Raw genomic sequence first — 17,188 nt, 5'->3', positions numbered from 1 at the left:
AGGCGCTTTCTTTCAATTTCGGAGTGGATTATGCCAAGGGTACTCGTCCCCCTCGCTCAAGGATGCGAAGAACTCGAGGCCGTCACGATCATCGACCTGCTGCGCCGAGCCGCGATCGATGTGGTGACGGCCGGCCTGGACAACCGGCCGGTGACCGCCAGTCGGGGGACCCTGTTGATCGCGGACACCAGACTTGAGGATGTCCTGGAGCGGACCTTCGACATGATCGTCTTGCCGGGGGGGCTGCCGGGATCCGACCATCTCGCGGAGGATCCCCGCATCATTGCCTTGCTTCGGAGTCAGCATGCAGCGGGCCGTTTCACCGCGGCGATCTGTGCCGCGCCCAAGGTTCTCGCGCGTGCCGGACTGCTCGACGGGCGATCGGCGACCGTCTACCCTGGCGCCGTCGATCCTTCGGACTATCCGAGTGTCGACTTCACGGACGCCGCGGTCGTTGTCGACGGGACCCTCGTGACCTCGCGCGGCCCGGGTACGGCAATGGACTTCGCGTTGCAACTGATCGAGCTCTTGCTCGGGCGCGAATCGCGCGACCAGGTCGAGCGCGGACTGGTCCGAACCCTCTGACGGAAGCTCGAAGCCGCCGGCCCGGATACCCGTGAGCCCAGGACATCAAGGACCATGCCCCTCGACCCGCCGATATCGGCTGCCGCAGCCTTTGCCTCTTTTTTGTTGAGTGTCGCCGCGACCCGCTGGTTGGCCTCGCACGGGGCCGCCGGCCTTGGACCACTCGATTACCCCAACGCGCGCTCGCTGCACAGCACGCCGGTTCCGCGCAGCGGCGGTCTGGCCGTTCTGCTCGGCTCGAGTACGCCGCTTCTGGTGCTGGCCGCACTCGGACTCTCCGCGCGAGAGCTCGGATGGATCGCAGCGGCCTTGCTGCCGGTCGCGGGGATCGCTTATCTCGACGACCTCGGCGAGGTGTCGCGTCGCCTGAGGCTCCTCGCTCACCTCGGTGCCGCCCTGCTCTTGATGAGCGGCGGGCTGCGTTGGGCCGTGCTGGATCTGCCGGGATGGGTCTTGGTCTTTCCGGGATGGGTCGCCGTCGTTCTGACCCTCGTCTATGTCGTTTGGCTCATCAATCTCTACAACTTTATGGACGGGATGGATGGCTTTGCCGCAGGGATGGCAGTGTTCGGATTCTCCGCGTTCGCGATCCTGGGCTGGTCCGGAGGCGAACCCCTCTTTGCGCTGGCTTCGGCCTGTGTGGCCTTGGCGGGCGCCGGGTTTCTGACCGGGAATTTTCCGCCAGCACGGATCTTTCTCGGGGACGCGGGTTCGTCGAGTCTCGGATTGTTCGTGGCTGCCTTCTCGCTGTGGGGGGTGCATCTCGGACTCTTCCCCTTGTGGAGCGCCTGGCTCGCCTTCTCGCCTTTTATCCTCGACGCGACCTGGACCCTGTTGGCCCGGTTGGCGAGGCGCGAGCGCATCTGGGAGCCGCATCGCTCGCATCACTATCAGCGATTGGTTCTGGCCGGATGGAGCCATCGTCGAACCCTGTTGAGGGCCTATCCCCTCATGGCCGCCGCAGCGGCCTGCGCGGTGGCCTCCCCACGCCTCCCGCCGCATGAGCAATGGTTGCTGATCGGGGCTTGGGCGATGATCTATGCCTTGATCCATCTGAAGGTACGACTGGTCGAGCGCACCGCCTCGTCGACGGAGCCCTCATGAATCCGCTGCTCGACCGTCTGCGCTCGCGAACCGCCGCCTTCTCGCACGATCTCGTCATGATCCCGGTGGCCTGGATCTCCGCGTACTGGCTGCGTTTCAATCTGGGCCGGATCCCGCCGGAGTTTGTCGACAGCGCCCTGAATTCGCTGCCTTGGGTCCTGGTTATTCAAGGCACCGTCTTTTGGCTGTTCGGGCTCTATCGCGGGGTGTGGCGTTTTGCGTCGCTCCCGGACCTGGTACGCATCGTCAAGGCCGCGGTGGCGGGGACCCTCTTGGTCGTCGTTGCGCTCTTCATTCTGAACCGCACCGAGCTGATCCCGCGCTCCGTGCCCGTGCTCTTCTTGGGGCTGCAAGTGATCCTGTTGGCCGGTCCCCGACTCCTGTATCGCTGGCTCAAGGATCACCGGCTCAATTTGAGCTCGGGACAGCGCGTGTTGGTCGTGGGTGCCGGGCGCGCCGGGGAGATGCTGGTGCGCGACATGCTTCGAGATACAAGCCGATCCTATTTCCCGGCGGGCTTCGTCGACGACAAACCGCGCCGACAGGGCAGCGAGGTCCACGGCGTCCCGGTGCTCGGGCAGACCGAGGCGATCCCCGAGATCGTCGTGCGCGAGGACATCGATCTGCTGATGCTGGCCGTTCCCAGTGCGACGGCCAAAGAGATGCGTCGGCTGGTGGAGTTATGCGAAGGCACCGGCCGACCGTTCCGCACCGTGCCGGAGCTGCGTAATCTCATGACCGGACAGGTCAGCATCAGTCAGTTGCGACCGGTCTCGATCGAGGATCTGCTCGGTCGCGATCCCGTCAGTCTGGACTGGGAGGGGATCCGCGCGGGGCTCTCCGACCGCGCCGTTTTGGTGACGGGTGCCGGCGGCTCCATCGGCTCCGAGCTGGTGCGCCAGATCGCGGCTGCCGTTCCGTCTCGTTTGATCCTGATCGACAACGGCGAGTACAACCTTTACCGTATCGAGATGGAGCTGCTCGAACGCTATCCGAGCTTGAGCTTCACGCGCTACCTGGTGGACGTTGCGGATGCGGCCGGGCTGGATGCGGTCTTTGCCGCCGAGCGCCCGCAGATCATCTTCCATGCCGCGGCCTACAAACACGTCCCGATGCTTGAGGATCAGCTCCGTGCAGCGGTGCGCAACAACGTCACCGGGACGCGCATTGTTTCGGAGGCGGCGTCGCGCTGGGCATGCGAACGTTTCGTCTTGATCTCGACCGACAAGGCCGTGCATCCAGCCAATATCATGGGCGCCACCAAACGTGTCGCCGAGGCGATCTGTCAAACCTTGGACCAGGACTCCGCGTGTCGCTACATCACCGTGCGATTCGGCAATGTCCTCGGATCCGCCGGCAGCGTGGTGCCGCTGTTCAGCCGTCAGATCGAGCACGGCGGACCGGTCACGGTGACCCACCCGGATATCGAACGGTTTTTCATGACCATCCCCGAGGCGTGCCAGCTGATCATGCAGGCGGCCGTGATCGGCGACGGCGGCGAGATCTTCGTGCTGGACATGGGCGAGCCGGTCAAGATCCGGTATCTTGCCGAACAGATGATCCGACTCTCCGGACGCGAGCCCGGCGAGGATATTCCCATCCATTACATTGGATTGCGCCCCGGGGAGAAGCTCTACGAGGAGCTGTTCTACGACTCCGAGGATCTTGTCGCGACGCGTCATCCAAAGATTCGTGTGGCCCGGGGAAGCGGCGGACTCATCGCGGCCGCGCCCGGGGAGAGCGTTGCGGCACTGGAGCAGGCCGCAGCCGTCGACGATCGCTCCGCGATGGCGAATATCTTGCGGGCGATGCTGCCGGAATGGCACCCTGAGCCGCGCGGCCAAACCCTATCGACCCAGTCTTTATCGAACCGGCCCCTATCGACCGAGGCCGTCTCGACAGAGGCAGGCCAAGACCGGAGAAATGCCGATGCATGACGACGCCGTCCTCGAAGAGGCACCGAGCATCAGCGCGCGGCGCGATGATCTCGATGGGATGTTTTCCGGGTCGCAATCGCTCGCTGAAATCCCCGAAGACGCGCTTGCGCCGGCCGCAGAGATGTCCCCGGAGCCCGACAGCAATCCCACCCCGAAGGCCGCCGTCTCCGCCTATATCGAGCCGCCCCCGGAAGGGCGAGTCGTTGCACACCTGCATGCGTCCGGGAAGCTCTCGCCCGGTGATCTCGCGCGGGCGAGGCGTCTCGCCGACGAGGCGGGCGATCCCCTCTTGCCGATGCTGGTTCGCTTGGGACTCATCTCCGAGCGCGACATGGCGCAGGCCATGTCCGACGTGCTCGCGCTTCCCCTGACCGACGCAAGCGCCTTCCCGTCCGAGCCATTGCGCGAAGATCTCTTCAGCCTGCGGTTTCTAAAAGACGCCAAGGTTCTCCCCGTGTCCGAGGACGATGACGGTATCCAGATCGCTTTCGCCCATCCGATCGATCGGTTCGCGGTCGAAGCCATGCAGATGGCGGCAGGCAAACCCGTGAAGGCGCTTGTGGGGCTGCCGAGCGAGATCGAGCTCGCCCTCGAGCGCCTCTACGAGAAGGTCGAAGAGGCGCCGGAAAGCCCCGAGGGTGCGCTCGGCGATTTCGACGAGGAGGACATCGAGCATCTCAAGGATCTGGCCAGCGAGGCCCCGGTCATCCGGATGGTCAACCAGCTCATTCAAAAGGCGCTCGAATCGCGCGCATCGGATATCCACATCGAGCCCTTCGCCGACCAGCTCAAGGTGCGTTACCGCGTCGACGGGATCCTCAAAGAGGTCGATGCACCGCCCGTGCGCTCCACGGCCGCTGTCATCTCCCGCGTGAAGATCATGGCGAAGCTCAATATCGCCGAGCGGCGGCTGCCTCAGGACGGGCGCATCCCGATCCGACTCCAGGGTCGCGAGCTGGATCTGCGTGTCTCCACCGTTCCGACCATGTTCGGCGAGAGCGTGGTCATGCGTCTGCTCGACAAGGAAAGCGTGCGCTTCGATCTTGATGCACTCGGCTTCGACGGCTCGCCGCGCGAGCGCCTTAGGCTCATCCTGGAGAAGCCTTACGGCATCCTGCTGGTGACCGGGCCGACCGGCTCGGGCAAGAGTACGACCCTCTACACGGCGCTCAGCCGGATGAACACCGAGGAGCGCAAGATCATCACGGTCGAGGATCCGGTGGAGTACCAGTTGGCCGGGATCAACCAGATCCAGGTGAAGAGCGCGATCGGCATGACCTTCGCCAGCGCACTGCGCGCCATCGTCCGCCAGGACCCGGACGTCATCATGGTCGGCGAGATGCGCGACCTGGAGACCGCACGGATCGCGGTCCAGTCGGCCCTCACCGGGCATGTCGTGCTCTCGACCCTGCATACCAACGACGCGGCCAGCGGTGTGACCCGCCTGCTCGAGATGGGCGTCGAGGACTATTTGCTCACCTCCACGATCAACGGCATCCTTGCTCAGCGTCTGGTGCGCAAACTCTGCCCGCATTGCCAGGAGGCTTATCCGGCGATCCCGGAGCTGGCGGTGCGTTTTGCGGCCATCGGGGCCGCGCCCGAGGACGTCGAGCTGCACCGGGCGGTCGGCTGCGACGCCTGCAACGGGACCGGCTATCGCGGCCGTTTGGTCATCACAGAGGTCTTGCTGATGACCGACCAGATCCGCAAGGCGGTGCTGAACCACGCGACCGCGACCGAGATCCGCCGCATCGCGGTCGCCGAGGGGATGGAGACCATGTACCTGGATGGCCTGCGCAAGGCGCTCGACGGTCGCACGACGATCGAGGAGGTGCTGCGTGTCGCCGAGGCAGGCGAAGAGCCGAGCGCGGACTGAGCCGCGTCGCAAGCGACTCCTCATGTCGTGTCTCGAAGCAGCGCTCGGTGGCGCCCGAAGGCTCCGAGCCGGACGCGGCTCAGGAAAACACGAATCGATCTTCAAACACTTGAACCGCGTCCCCGACAACGTTGAATGAGTGTTTCGACCTCAATACAGTGCGCATCCGGTGCCTATTGCGCCGGACGCGGTTCAACCGAGGACTGACGTGCCGAAATATTTCTACAAAGCGGTCAAGCTCGACGGAGAGTCGGTCGAGGGCGAGCAGGAGGCGGTCGACGAGGCCGCGCTGGTGCGCCAGCTCCAGAACGAAGGACTGATCCCGATCGAGACACGCTCCTCGGCAGGCTTGCGCGCCCGCTTTGTGCGGACACGACGTCGGCGCATCAACCAAAAGGAAATCGGCATCCTCACCCGCGAGCTGGCGACACTTCTCGAGGCCGGGATGACGTTGGACCGATCGCTCCAGATCCTGGTGGATCTCACCGAGGAGGAGCACCTGATCCAGGTCCTTTCGGACCTGCAGGAACGCGTGCGCGGCGGCGCGACCTTCTCGAGCGCGCTCGACCTGCAGGACGGGCAGTTCCCGCGGCTCTACATCAATATGGTACGTGCGGGCGAGGCCAGCGGTGCGCTGGATCAGGTTCTGGATCGGCTCGCCGATTATCTCGAACGACTTGCCGAGCTGCGCCAGACGATCACCTCCGCGTTGGTCTACCCATCCATCCTCTTGGTGGTCGCGGCCTTGTCGGTCATCATGCTGCTGGTCTTCGTCGTACCCCAGTTCACGGTGCTCTTCGACGATATGGGCGAGGCCCTGCCGCTGCCGACCCGAATCGTGGTCGCGACCGGCGATCTCTTCCGCAACTATTGGTGGGCCATGTTGGTCGGCATCGCCTTGATTGCCGTGGTGCTGGAGCGTTGGCTTCAGGACCCGGCCGTGCGCGACCGGTTCGACCACAAGGTACTGGGCGTGCCGCTGTTCGGGGATCTGATCTGGAAGATGGAGACGGCCCGACTCTGCCACACCCTGGCGACGCTCCTGAAGAACGGCCTGCCCCTGCTCAGCGCCCTGACGCTTGCCAAAGAGGTGGTCTCCAATCGGAAACTCTCGGGTCTGCTCAACGAGGCCGGCGACGATCTCAAGCACGGCCGCGGCCTCGCGGGACCCCTGGCCCGCCTCGAGGTCTTGCCGGATCTCGCACTGCAGATGATCCGCGTCGGGGAGGAGTCCGGTAGTCTGGACGCGATGCTCGCGAAGGTGGCGAGCATTTATGATCGGGAGACCCGCAACAGCGTCCAGAGTATGTTGACCTTGCTCGAGCCGATTCTCATCATCGGGCTCGGCGTGGTCGTCGCAGGCATCATCATCTCGATCTTGATGGCCATCCTCGGAGCCAACGAGCTGGTGTTCTGACGCGCCCAACCATCACCCATCACCCGTGTGCGCGTGCCGATCGCCTTGGCCCTGCACCATCCGCCCCCTACAATGACCACATACATTCAAAGTCATCCGAGCTTACCTATGCACCCGAATCAATCCCCGAATCGATCCCTGTTTCAATCAAGGCGAATTCGCGGTTTCACGCTCGTCGAGCTGCTCGTGGTCCTCGCGATCCTCGGTCTGCTGGCGGGGCTCGTCGGTCCCCAAGTCATGAGCTTCCTCGGCTCGTCCAAGAGCAAGACGGCCAAGCTCCAGATCGAAAACCTTGCCGCGACCCTGGATATGTACCGCTTGGAGGTCGGCCGCTATCCGACGCAGACCGAGGGTCTGCAGGCCCTCGTGGAGCGCCCGGCCAACATCCAGAACTGGAACGGTCCCTATTTGAGAAAGGGCGGCGTCCCGCAAGACCCTTGGGGTTTCGACTATCAGTACCGCTTCCCCGGCGAGCACGGCGCCTTCGATATCTGGTCGCTCGGCGCGGACAACCGTGAGGGCGGCGACGGCGAAAACGCGGACATCCGCAGTTGGGATTGACGAGGGTGCGGACTCGCCGTTTTGCGCGGACACCCAGTTGAGCTCTCCTGCCCGGCGTGGGCACCGCGGCTTCACCCTCGTGGAGCTGCTCGTGGTCTTGGCGATCGCCGCGTTGGCCATGTCTGCGGTGCCGCCGCTCTTCTCTGCGGCCATGCCGGGCGTGGAGATGAAAGCCGCCGCACGCCGCACGGTGAGCAGCCTCCGCCTGGCGCGGGAAACCGCGATACGTCAGGGAGCGGAGGTCGCCTTGGTGGTGGATGTCGAGCAACGCCGTCTCGAGCTTGCCGGACACCGCAGCCTGACGCTGCCCAAGCGTCTGGATGTCACACTCGAGGCCGCCGATCGCGAGATGCTCGACGAGCAGCGCGGGGCGATTCGGTTCTTTCCCGACGGGAGCTCGACCGGAGGCCGCATCATCCTGGCGAGCGAGGATTCCGGCTACCAGGTCGGTGTCGTTTGGTTGACGGGGCGCATCCGTATGGCGCCTTGGAGCGCGCGTTGAAGACCATGCGGAATCAAAGAAGACGGCAGTCCGGCTTTTCGCTGCTCGAGGTGTTGGTCGCCTTCGCCATCCTCTCCGTGTCGCTCGGTGTGCTGATGCAGATCTTCTCGCAAGCCATGCGGACCACCCTGGTCTCTTCCCAGTACAGCCGCGCCGCGTCGTTGGCCGAGTCCAAGTTGAACGCGGTCGGAACGGCGATCCCCTTGGAAGAAGGTTCCGTCTCGGGCGATCCGGAGGGCGGCATCGCGTGGGAGATCACCATCCTCCCGGTGACCTTGGGCGAGGAGTTCGGAGCCGAGCCGCCGGCCACGCCCTACCGTATCAACGCGACCGCACTCTGGGAGGACGGGAGCCAGGTCCGCAGCCTCACGCTTTCGACCTTGCGCCTCGGGGAGCGGTTCTGAACTGCGTCCGCCATGCCATGGAGCGTTTTCAACCGTGATCGGCCTCGAATGAGTCAACGATCGTTGCAGCAGACGCGGTTCGAGAGTACGCGTCTTGGTGATTATGGACGTGTCGGCACCGGTCGCCCCGGTTTCCCGTCGAAGACGAACCCCTGTGCGACCACCGCCTTCGCTACGGCTTGGTCTAGGACGCGTGCAACGAGAGTCCGGCGTCGGTTGCTGGACACCCGGGGCTTCACCCTGATCGAGCTGCTCATTGCCTTGGCGATCGTCAGTCTCATCACGCTCATGCTTTTTTCCGGATTGAGCCTCGGTTCACGCGCCTGGGAAGGGGTCGATGCGGTCTCCGAGCGCGTCTCCGAGGTGCGGGTTGCGCGCGATTTTCTGATGTCGACCCTGAGTCAGACGCGGGCGACGACCTTGACGCTCGACGCCCAGATGATCAGCGTCTTCGCCGGCGACAGCGAGCGCCTGGAGTTTGTCGCGCCCCTGTCCACGCAGGTCGGCGTGCCCGGGCTCTACATCCTGCGTCTCGGGCTTGTGCCGATCGGTCAAGACGTGAGTCTGGTCCTGACGCGCTGGCTGGTTCATCCCGAGGTACTCGAGGGAACCGACGAGATCCCGGCCTGGGAGCCCTTGGAGGCGGACTCGGGCGCCGCACTCGACTCGACCCCGCTCGACACGGACACCGCCGCCGGCGCCTTCGGCCGAACCCTGCTCCTGGATCGCGTCGCTGCGTTTCAGATCGCCTATTTCGGTACCGCCGACGGGGAGATCGAGCCCGATTGGCATGAGGAGTGGATCGGACAATCGACCATGCCGACCCTGCTGCAAATCCGTATGGCCACGCCCGCGCAGTCCTGGCCGGATCTGCTGGTCAGCCTGCCGGTGCGCCTCTTTTGACCGGGGTGCGTTCGCGCGCCCCGCGCCAGCGGGGCATCGCCTTGGTCCTGGTGCTCTGGGTGCTGACCCTACTCACCGTCATGGCGGTCGGCCTGACTGCGGCGCAGCGAACCGAGACGTCGCTGAGCGACAATCACGTCTCGGGAGCACGCTTTCGGACCGCTGCGGATGCCGCGATCGCCTTCACGGTCCTGGTCTTTGCGATGCCGCCGCCCGATGCGACCGATCCGGACGTGTCCGCCTGGTTGCCCAACGGCGTGGCCGTGCCTTGGCGGTTCGGCGGGGTCGATCTCGCGATCCGGGTCTTCAACGAGGGCTCGCGAATCGATCTGAATCAGGCACCGCCCGAGCTGCTCTCGGCGCTCCTCGTGACGCTCGGCATGGAGGAAGATCCGGCGGCGTCGCTCGCGGCAGCCATCGTCGATTGGCGCGACGAGGACGATCTGTCGCTCCTGAACGGTGCCGAGGATCGCGACTACCGTGATGCCGGTCGGACACTCGGGGCAAAGGATGCGCCCTTCGTGGCCGTGGAGGAGCTGATGCAGGTCCTCGGGATGACACCCGAGATCTACGCGCGCTTGGCCCCGGAGGTCAGTGTCGATCTCGAGGGGGCCGGATTCGACGAACGCTTCGCTTCCGCGGCAGCGATCGCCGCGACCCAGGGGATCCCGTTTGAAGACGCGCAGCTTCGCGTTGTCCAGCGCGATTCGCCTCTGTTCGAAGACAGCAGCGGACCTCGGTTCGTCGATCGGGCCGGACCCCTCTACCGAATCGAGGTCTCGGAAACCGGTGCGGGCGCCGGTGGACGCAGGATGGAGGCGCTGGTCGAAGCAATGCCCGGGCAGCAACCGCCCTATCAGGTGCGTTGGCGCCGTTTCGGTCTGCCCGCTGCGCCGCCGGCGCCGATCGACATCCAAGCCGATGCCGGTTGACTGGCGTCTCGGCGACCGGTGGACTTACACTCAAGGGGTCGGCTGACCGCAAGCACAGGCGTGCGGCATCCGACGCGGACCGACAACCCCATTCCGACTGGCACTCATGTCCCTCAGCGATCGACTCAAATTCCTCGGCCAGCTCCCGAGCGGCCCCGTAGCGGGTCTCGACGAGATCTACCGCACCCTCCGGCGCTCGCTCGTGGCCTGTCTGCCCATCCCGGCGCGACGTTTTCTCGCGCGCCGCGACCGTCGTTTGATCATCGAGCCCGAGGCATCGACCGCGCATCTTTTCCTGATGACCGGCGAGGAGCGCGAGCCTGTCGGGGAACTCGGGCTCGATACGGCGATTCCGCTCCCCGAGATCGCACGAAACGGACCTGAGCGCTCCCCGACGCGGGTCTTGATGATGCCGCGCGAGGACATCCTGACACGCACCGTCTCGCTGCCGTCGCAGGTGCGCGTCAATCTTCCTCAGGTGATTCGCGTCGAACTCGATCGCCTCTCGCCCTTCCAAGCAGGCGACGTCCTCTACGATTTTCTCGCCAAGCCCGGCCCGAAAGGCGCCGCGCGCGTAAAAGTCGAGCTCGCCTTGTGCCGCCGTGACCTTGCAGCGGCCTGGGTCCAGCGCATGCGCGATGCGGGGGCGCCGATCGATCGGATCGCTTGGGAAGGAGCCTGGCCTTCGGCCAACCTCTTGCCGGCGGCAGAGCGCCCGAAGCGCCGTCTCGAACTCTTCAGTGCCGATAAGCTCCTCTGGACAGCGGTGGCGCTGCTTATCGCGGTCGCCCTCGTCGGACCCTTGTGGCAGCAGAAGCGGACCGCCGACGCACTCGATGCCGAGGTGCGGCGGGCACGCGTCGAGGCGGTCGCGGTCGACGATCTGCGCCAAGAGCTCGAGCGGGCACGCTTGGGAAGCACGGCGGTGCTTCAACAGAAACGCGACGAGCCGAACATCCTCGTCCTGTTGCGCGAGTTGAGCGACCGTATCCCGGACGACACCTGGATCCAGACCCTCGACTACAACAACGGACAGGTCGAGCTGCGCGGCGAATCCGGACAAGCGACCGCCTTGATCGCGCTGCTCGAGCAGGCGCCCGGGATCGACGATGTGTCCTTTCGCTCGCCCGTGACCCAGGTCCCGCAGACCGGCAAGGAGCGCTTCAATATTGCACTGCGGTTCACGCGTGCGAGGGGAGAATGAAGGCCTTATCGCATCCGAAGATCCTCTGTGTTCTCGCGTGGGTTGCGCTGTTGTCGGTTCCGCTTCTGGTGATCGGCGGTCTGGCAATCGCATGGGGCGGCGAGATGAGAGGGTTTTCGGCACGGATCGCAGACAGCGAGGATCAGCTCATGCGCTTTCGGCGAATGATCGCCACTCTGCCCGAGTTGCGCGCGGAGATCGAGCGGGTCCGCACCAACGAGAGCTTCAAAGCGTTCTACTTCGATGCACCGACAGCGGCCTTGGCGGGTGCCGAGCTTCAGCGTCAGGTCCAGGATATCGTCACCGCGGCCAGCGGCCGTCTGATCAGTACCCAGATCCTGCCCGGGCCGCCGGAGGAAAGTCCTCCTCGGGTGCGGGTGCGCACCCAGATCCAAGGTTCGACCGAGACCCTCCTGGATGTGCTCTACAATCTCGAACAGGCACGGCCTTTTTTGTTCGTCGATCAGGTCTCGGTGCGCTCCTCGGCCCGCCCTCAGCAGCCTGCTGCCGATCCGCGCGGACGCGCCATTCGTCGTCCCCCGGTCAATCCGGCAGGCGAGCTGACGGTCCGAATCGACATCTTTGGATTTACCCTCGGAGGTGACACTTGATCAAGTGGCTCCCCGGATTCCTCGTGCTTGCCCTGGTCCTGTTGCTGGCCCTGCAATGGAAGGATTGGCCGCCCGGTCCGTCGCGCGCCGGACTCGACGCCGCATCCTCGGCGGCGACGAGCACGCCTGTCGGGAGCGAGCCGGACGCCGCAGCGCAATTGCCGCCCCCCGATCCGAAAGACGCCTACGTGAGCGTGACCGACCGACCGCTGTTTCGCCCCCAGCGTCGACCGGAAGAGGACGTCGATCCGGACGAGCAGCCAACGCTCGAGCCGGATGTGCTGACCTCGCTCGACGGCATGAACCTCAGCGCGGTAATCATCACGCCGACGCTGGTCTCGGCGTGGGTCCAGGATCCGAATCAACCCCGGCTCAGACGTCTGCGCATCGGCGATGATCTCGAGGGCTGGTCCGTTCAGACCATCCTCCCGGATCGTATCCTGCTGGAGCGACAAGGCGAGCAGGATGCGCTAATATTGCGCGATTACGGAAAAACACCCAACCCGGCTGCCCCGATGCCGGTCCCGCGGCGTCCGCCCCGGGTGCTGCAACCCGCGGATTCCCCGGACCAATGACACCTAGGACCACTGATCGCATCGGCCTGTCGAGCCGAGCCGACTCGAACACGATATCGATGGATCCATCGCGCCATTTCGGTGCCCGGTCGCTCGCCGGTCACCTGCCCCGACTGGCGGCTATCGTCATCGTTGCGTTCGTCTCCACGGCGTGCGAGCGCGCCTACTGGGATCCCACGGTCCGCATCGACGACATGGGAGATGACGGGACCCGCGCCCTGCAGGGCGGAGGCCGCGGTATGGTCTCGCCGGGCACGACCGAAGCAATGAGCATCGCCTTGGGCGAAGAGGATGTGCGTGGTCCCGCCGTCGAGTCACTCCAGCGCGGCACCGGGACCTTTGTCCGCGAGATATCGCCGCCGAGCGTGGACACCACGCCGGGCGACGTCACTCTGAACTTCGACGGCACAGACATCCGCGAGGTCGTCAAGGTCATCCTCGGCGATCTCCTGCAGGTGAACTATGTCCTGCATCCCGCGGTGCAGGGTGTCACCTCGCTGCAGACCGGTCGCCCGCTGCGGCGTGACCACCTGATCCCGACCCTCGAAACCCTCCTGCGCATGAACAACGCCGCCATCGTCTACTCGGGCGGCACCTACGAGGTGGTTCCGCTCGCGAATGCCGTTCAGGGTCGCGTGGTGCCCCAGCTCGGCGAGTCCGGTCGAGCCCTCCCCGAAGGCTACAGCGTGCAGGTCGTGCCCCTGCAATACATCGGTGCGGAGGAGATGAGCAACATCCTCCAGCCGCTGGCTCCCGACGGGAGCGTGATTCGTGTCGACAACCTTCGCAACCTGGTGGTAATCGCCGGGACCAGTCCGGACATGGGTAACCTGCTCGACACCATCCGCGTCTTCGATGTCGATTGGATGGCGGGGCTCTCCGTCGGCTTCTTTGTCCTGGAGTACGCCAAGGCCAACGAGGTCGTGACTCAGCTTCAAACCCTTTTAGGCGACGAAGGCAGCAATCCGCTCAAGGGTGTGTTCAGGTTCGTCCCGATCGAGAGCGCCAATGCCGTGCTCGTGGTGTCTCCGCAGGCCAGTTATCTCCAACAGGCCAGCAACTGGATCGAACGTCTCGACATGGCCGAAGCGACCGGCGACGCCGCCGAGCGTCTCTTCGTCTATAGGGTGCGCCACGGCGATGCGGAGAATCTGGCCGACACACTCTCCCAGCTCTTTGGGGGGGAGGGGTCGCAACGCACGCCGTCCGTGGGCGGTGTTGCGCCTGGATTGGGCGGCTCCTCGATCGGCTCGACGGGTGACGGCGGGACGGACGGGGGGGGTGTCGGCGGGCAGTCGGCACCGCGTCGCAGCTCTTCGCGCGAGATCGAGCTGTCCTCGCCGGTCAGTATCGTTGCCGATGCGACCAACAATTCTCTGATGGTCAGGTCGAGTCCGAGGGACTACAAGAAGATCCTCGACGCACTCAAGCAGTTGGATATCCTGCCGCTGCAGGTCTTGGTCGAGGCCACCATCGTGGAGATCAGCCTGGAGGGCAATCTCAAGTACGGGGTGCAGTGGAATCTCTTCGGCCTCGCAACCAAGGATCAGCGCAGCCAATTTACCTTGGGCTCGGGCAATACACTCGACACCAGCGTCGGTCTGAGCTTCCCCGGCTTCAACTGGGCCGTCATCAGCCGGCCGGATACGATCCGCGCGACCCTGAGCGCCTTGGCGCAAGACAACCTGATCAACGTCCTGTCGTCCCCGTCGGTGATGGTCTTGGACAATCAGACGGCGAAGATTCAGGTCGGCAAAGAGGTCCCGATCGCGACCAGCCAGCAGCAGGGTCTGACGAACACCGATCGGGTCGTCAACACCATCGAATATCGGCCCACGGGCGTCATGCTCTCGGTCAAGCCGCGGGTCACCCCGGGCGGTCTGGTGCAGATGGAGATCGAGCAGGAGGTCAGCACGGTCGACGCGGCCGGCAGCGGCGGCTCGGCGCTGGACTCGCCGACCTTCTCGACACGCAATATCACCAGCTCGGTTGCCGTACGCTCCAACCAGGCCGTGGTGCTCGGTGGCCTGATTCAAAACGAACGAAGCGACGGCAATCAAGGCGTCCCCGGGCTCTACAATCTCCCCTTCGCCGGGCCGCTGTTCGGGCAGCGCTCCAAGGTCTCCAGAAGGACCGAGCTCGTGGTGGTTTTGACGCCGAAGGTGATCGCAAGCGACCAGGACGCAGAAACGGTCACACGCGACTTCCGCAACAAGGTCCGCGGTCTACAGATGAAGTTCTAATCGGCTCCGCTCGCGGTTCGGCAGAGCCGTCGTTAGCCGAAGTTGATCTTGGCCTCGAGGTTCGGGGCCGAGTCCGCATTGGCGAGTGCTTCGTCCAACGTAATCGAACCCTTGTGGTAGAGCTTCAAAAGCGCCTCATCGAAGGTGGTTGTCCCCTCCTCGCCGTGTCCCTGCATCGCCTCCTCGATCGCCTCGATGTGCCCGTCTCGTATGAGATCGGCGATGTGCGGCGTGTTGACCAGGATCTCGATGGCCGCACAGCGCGCGCCAGTGGTGGTGCGAACCAGGCGCTGCGACACGATGGCGCGCATGTAGGCCGAGAGATCGCTAAAGAGCGTCTTGTGCATCTCCTGCGGGAACATGTTGATGATCCGTTCCATCGCCTGATACGCATTGTTGGCATGCAGGGTCGAGATCGCCAAATGACCTGTCCCGGCCAGCTCGATCGCCGCCTCCATGGTTTCACGAGTCCGGATCTCGCCGATCAGAATGACATCCGGAGCCTCGCGCAAGGCGCTTTTCAGCGCCCGTCGGTAGTCCTTGGTGTCCAGCCCGAGCTCGCGCTGGCTGAGGATGCACTGCTGGTGAGGATGCACGAACTCGATGGGGTCTTCGATGGTGATGATGTGACCCGGCGCCGTGCGATTGCGATGACCGATCATCGCGGCGAGTGTCGTGGATTTGCCGGAACCCGTCGCGCCGACCATGAGGATGATTCCCCGCTTGTGCATGACCAATTGGCTCAACACAGGGGGTAGATCCAATTCCTCGAGGGTCGGGATGCTGTTGCGGATGTAACGCAGGACCATCGCGCGGTGTCCGCGCTGGTGATAGGCATTGACCCGAAAGCGTCCCCGATCCTCCAAGGCGACGGCGAAGTCGAGCTCAAGCGATTCAGCCAGCTCACGCTCCTGATCCGCGTCGATCAGTGAGGCAATCGCCTCCCGACAAAAGGTCGTCGTCAACGGGGTCTCGCCGATCGAACGGATCACCCCTTCGATCTTGATCTTGGCCGGTGCCCCGGGCACGAAGAAGAGATCCGACGCCTTGTGTCGAATCATCATCTCAAGATAAGGGTTGATGTCCATCGCAGTTCTAAGGTTTTCGCCCGCGGTCTGGACCAGCCAATCCGTCGATCATCGTGGAGTTCGTGAGTGTCTCGCTGAACAGGGTCGAGTCGAATGAATCGCTATCCCCGTCACCGAGAATGGTCAGTCCGTCCGTCTCGGCGAAGGGATCTCTGCCCTGGGCTTCGTGGCCCTCCAACTTGATCGCCAAGCGAAGCTCGTTCATGGAGTCGGCGCTGCGCAACGCATCCTCATAGCTGATCTTACCGGCCTCGTAAAGATCGAAGAGCGACATGTCGAAGGTCTGCATGCCCTGCTCGCGCGAGCGCTTCATGATCGCCTTGATGGACCCGACATCGCCCTTGAAGATCAGATCCTGAATCAACGGCGTGTTGATCAAGACCTCGACTGCCGCGATGCGACCACCGTCGGTGCAGGGCAAGAGACGTTGCGAGATCACCGCCTTGAGATTCAGGGACAGATCCATCAGCAACTGAGCACGCCGCTCCTCGGGAAACAGATTGATGATGCGGTCGAGGGCTTGGTTGGCGTTGTTGGCATGAAGCGTCGAGAGACAGAGATGGCCGGTCTCGGAGAAGTTGATGGCATGCTCCATGGTCTCCCGGGTGCGGATCTCGCCGATCAGGATGACGTCCGGTGCCTGGCGTAGCGTATTCATCAGCGCGATTTCCCAGCTCTCGGTATCGACGCCGACCTCGCGCTGGGTGATGAGACAATGACGGTGGGGGTGGACGTACTCGACCGGGTCTTCGATCGTGATGATATGTCCGTAGCTGTGTTCGTTGCGATGACCCAGCATGGCCGCGAGCGACGTCGATTTCCCCGAGCCCGTGCCGCCGACGACCAACACCAGGCCGCGCTCGCCCATCACGATGTCTTTCAATACCGGAGGGAGCGCGAGCCCGTCGAGCTCCGGGATGGTCGCATTGATGGTGCGCAGCACTGCGCCGCAATGACCTTGCTGGATGAAGGCGTTGACCCGAAACCGACCGATCGACTGCGGACTGATCGCGAAATTGCACTCCTTCGTCGCGTCGAAGTCGCGAATCTGGCGATCATTCATGATGGAGCGCACCAGCACATTGGTCTGGGCGGAGGTCAAGGCTTGCTCGCTGATGGGCGTCATGCGCCCGTCGATCTTACAGGCCGGCGGAAAACCCGCAGAGATGAAGAGGTCCGACCCCTTCTTGGCCATCATCTTGCGCAGACAATCGAGCATGAAATGGGCGGCTTGTTGACGATCCAT

At 64.2% G+C, this 17,188-nt stretch carries 16 protein-coding genes; 14 read left to right on the top strand and 2 right to left on the bottom strand.

All coding sequences use genetic code 11. The features are described 5' to 3' along the window. Positions 1–30: 30 nt before the first annotated feature. The 14 genes from BDD21_RS07210 to gspD all read left to right on the top strand — a co-directional run bounded on the left by BDD21_RS07210 (position 31) and on the right by gspD (position 14,854). Positions 31–585 carry a DJ-1 family glyoxalase III gene (locus tag BDD21_RS07210; RefSeq protein ID WP_120796579.1) on the top strand — a complete coding sequence of 185 codons (555 nt, stop codon included), beginning with the start codon at positions 31–33 and terminating at the stop codon, positions 583–585. Positions 586–639: 54 nt separating this feature from the next. Beyond that, the gene (locus tag BDD21_RS07205) at positions 640–1,689 is read left to right on the top strand and encodes an MraY family glycosyltransferase (RefSeq protein WP_120796578.1); all 1,050 of its coding nucleotides are present in this window, start codon (positions 640–642) and stop codon (positions 1,687–1,689) included. Beyond that, positions 1,686–3,626, top strand: a complete 1,941-nt coding sequence (locus BDD21_RS07200) for a polysaccharide biosynthesis protein (RefSeq protein ID WP_245969456.1) — start codon at positions 1,686–1,688, stop codon at positions 3,624–3,626. Before BDD21_RS07205 ends, BDD21_RS07200 begins: the two co-directional genes overlap by 4 nt. Next, positions 3,619–5,502: a type II secretion system ATPase GspE gene (gspE, locus tag BDD21_RS07195; RefSeq protein ID WP_120799797.1), complete on the top strand. Its 1,884-nt coding sequence runs from the start codon at positions 3,619–3,621 to the stop codon at positions 5,500–5,502. The genes BDD21_RS07200 and gspE overlap by 8 nt, the downstream gene beginning before the upstream one ends. 208 nt (positions 5,503–5,710) lie before the next feature. Then, positions 5,711–6,919 carry a type II secretion system F family protein gene (locus BDD21_RS07190; protein WP_120796577.1) on the top strand — a complete coding sequence of 403 codons (1,209 nt, stop codon included), beginning with the start codon at positions 5,711–5,713 and terminating at the stop codon, positions 6,917–6,919. Positions 6,920–7,027: 108 nt separating this feature from the next. Continuing rightward, positions 7,028–7,480: a type II secretion system major pseudopilin GspG gene (gene gspG / locus BDD21_RS07185; protein ID WP_120796576.1), complete on the top strand. Its 453-nt coding sequence runs from the start codon at positions 7,028–7,030 to the stop codon at positions 7,478–7,480. A gap of 37 nt (positions 7,481–7,517) precedes the next feature. Further along, complete coding sequence (locus BDD21_RS07180; RefSeq protein WP_120796575.1) at positions 7,518–7,982, top strand: GspH/FimT family pseudopilin; 465 nt, start codon at positions 7,518–7,520, stop codon at positions 7,980–7,982. Between the two features lie 5 nt (positions 7,983–7,987). Next, the gene (locus BDD21_RS07175) at positions 7,988–8,386 is read left to right on the top strand and encodes a type IV pilus modification PilV family protein (RefSeq protein ID WP_120799796.1); all 399 of its coding nucleotides are present in this window, start codon (positions 7,988–7,990) and stop codon (positions 8,384–8,386) included. Positions 8,387–8,602: 216 nt separating this feature from the next. After that, complete coding sequence (locus BDD21_RS07170) at positions 8,603–9,289, top strand: prepilin-type N-terminal cleavage/methylation domain-containing protein (RefSeq protein WP_245969454.1); 687 nt, start codon at positions 8,603–8,605, stop codon at positions 9,287–9,289. Positions 9,290–9,294: 5 nt separating this feature from the next. Beyond that, positions 9,295–10,221 carry a type II secretion system minor pseudopilin gene (locus BDD21_RS07165; RefSeq protein WP_245969890.1) on the top strand — a complete coding sequence of 309 codons (927 nt, stop codon included), beginning with the start codon at positions 9,295–9,297 and terminating at the stop codon, positions 10,219–10,221. 106 nt (positions 10,222–10,327) lie between these two features. Next, on the top strand, positions 10,328–11,425 hold the full coding sequence (locus BDD21_RS07160; protein WP_120796573.1) for a PilN domain-containing protein: 1,098 nt from the start codon (positions 10,328–10,330) through the stop codon (positions 11,423–11,425). Further along, entirely contained in the window at positions 11,422–12,036 is a 615-nt protein-coding gene (gene gspM, locus BDD21_RS07155) for a type II secretion system protein GspM (RefSeq protein WP_120796572.1), read from the top strand. The genes BDD21_RS07160 and gspM overlap by 4 nt, the downstream gene beginning before the upstream one ends. Next, the gene (locus BDD21_RS07150; protein WP_245969453.1) at positions 12,033–12,611 is read left to right on the top strand and encodes a hypothetical protein; all 579 of its coding nucleotides are present in this window, start codon (positions 12,033–12,035) and stop codon (positions 12,609–12,611) included. The genes gspM and BDD21_RS07150 overlap by 4 nt, the downstream gene beginning before the upstream one ends. 59 nt (positions 12,612–12,670) lie before the next feature. Beyond that, the gene (gene gspD / locus BDD21_RS07145; RefSeq protein ID WP_245969451.1) at positions 12,671–14,854 is read left to right on the top strand and encodes a type II secretion system secretin GspD; all 2,184 of its coding nucleotides are present in this window, start codon (positions 12,671–12,673) and stop codon (positions 14,852–14,854) included. Between the two features lie 32 nt (positions 14,855–14,886). On the opposite strand, the gene BDD21_RS07140 is transcribed toward gspD, so the two are convergent. Beyond that, on the bottom strand, positions 14,887–15,942 hold the full coding sequence (locus BDD21_RS07140; RefSeq protein WP_120796570.1) for a PilT/PilU family type 4a pilus ATPase: 1,056 nt from the start codon (positions 15,940–15,942) through the stop codon (positions 14,887–14,889). A 7-nt stretch (positions 15,943–15,949) separates the two neighbouring features. Further along, the gene (locus BDD21_RS07135) at positions 15,950–17,188 is read right to left on the bottom strand and encodes a PilT/PilU family type 4a pilus ATPase (protein WP_120796569.1); all 1,239 of its coding nucleotides are present in this window, start codon (positions 17,186–17,188) and stop codon (positions 15,950–15,952) included.

The sequence above is a fragment of the Thiocapsa rosea genome (assembly GCF_003634315.1).
GTDB lineage: Bacteria > Pseudomonadota > Gammaproteobacteria > Chromatiales > Chromatiaceae > Thiocapsa > Thiocapsa rosea.
Note: the sequence above shows the minus strand (reverse complement) of the source record. Positions and strands in the feature narration are given on the sequence as shown.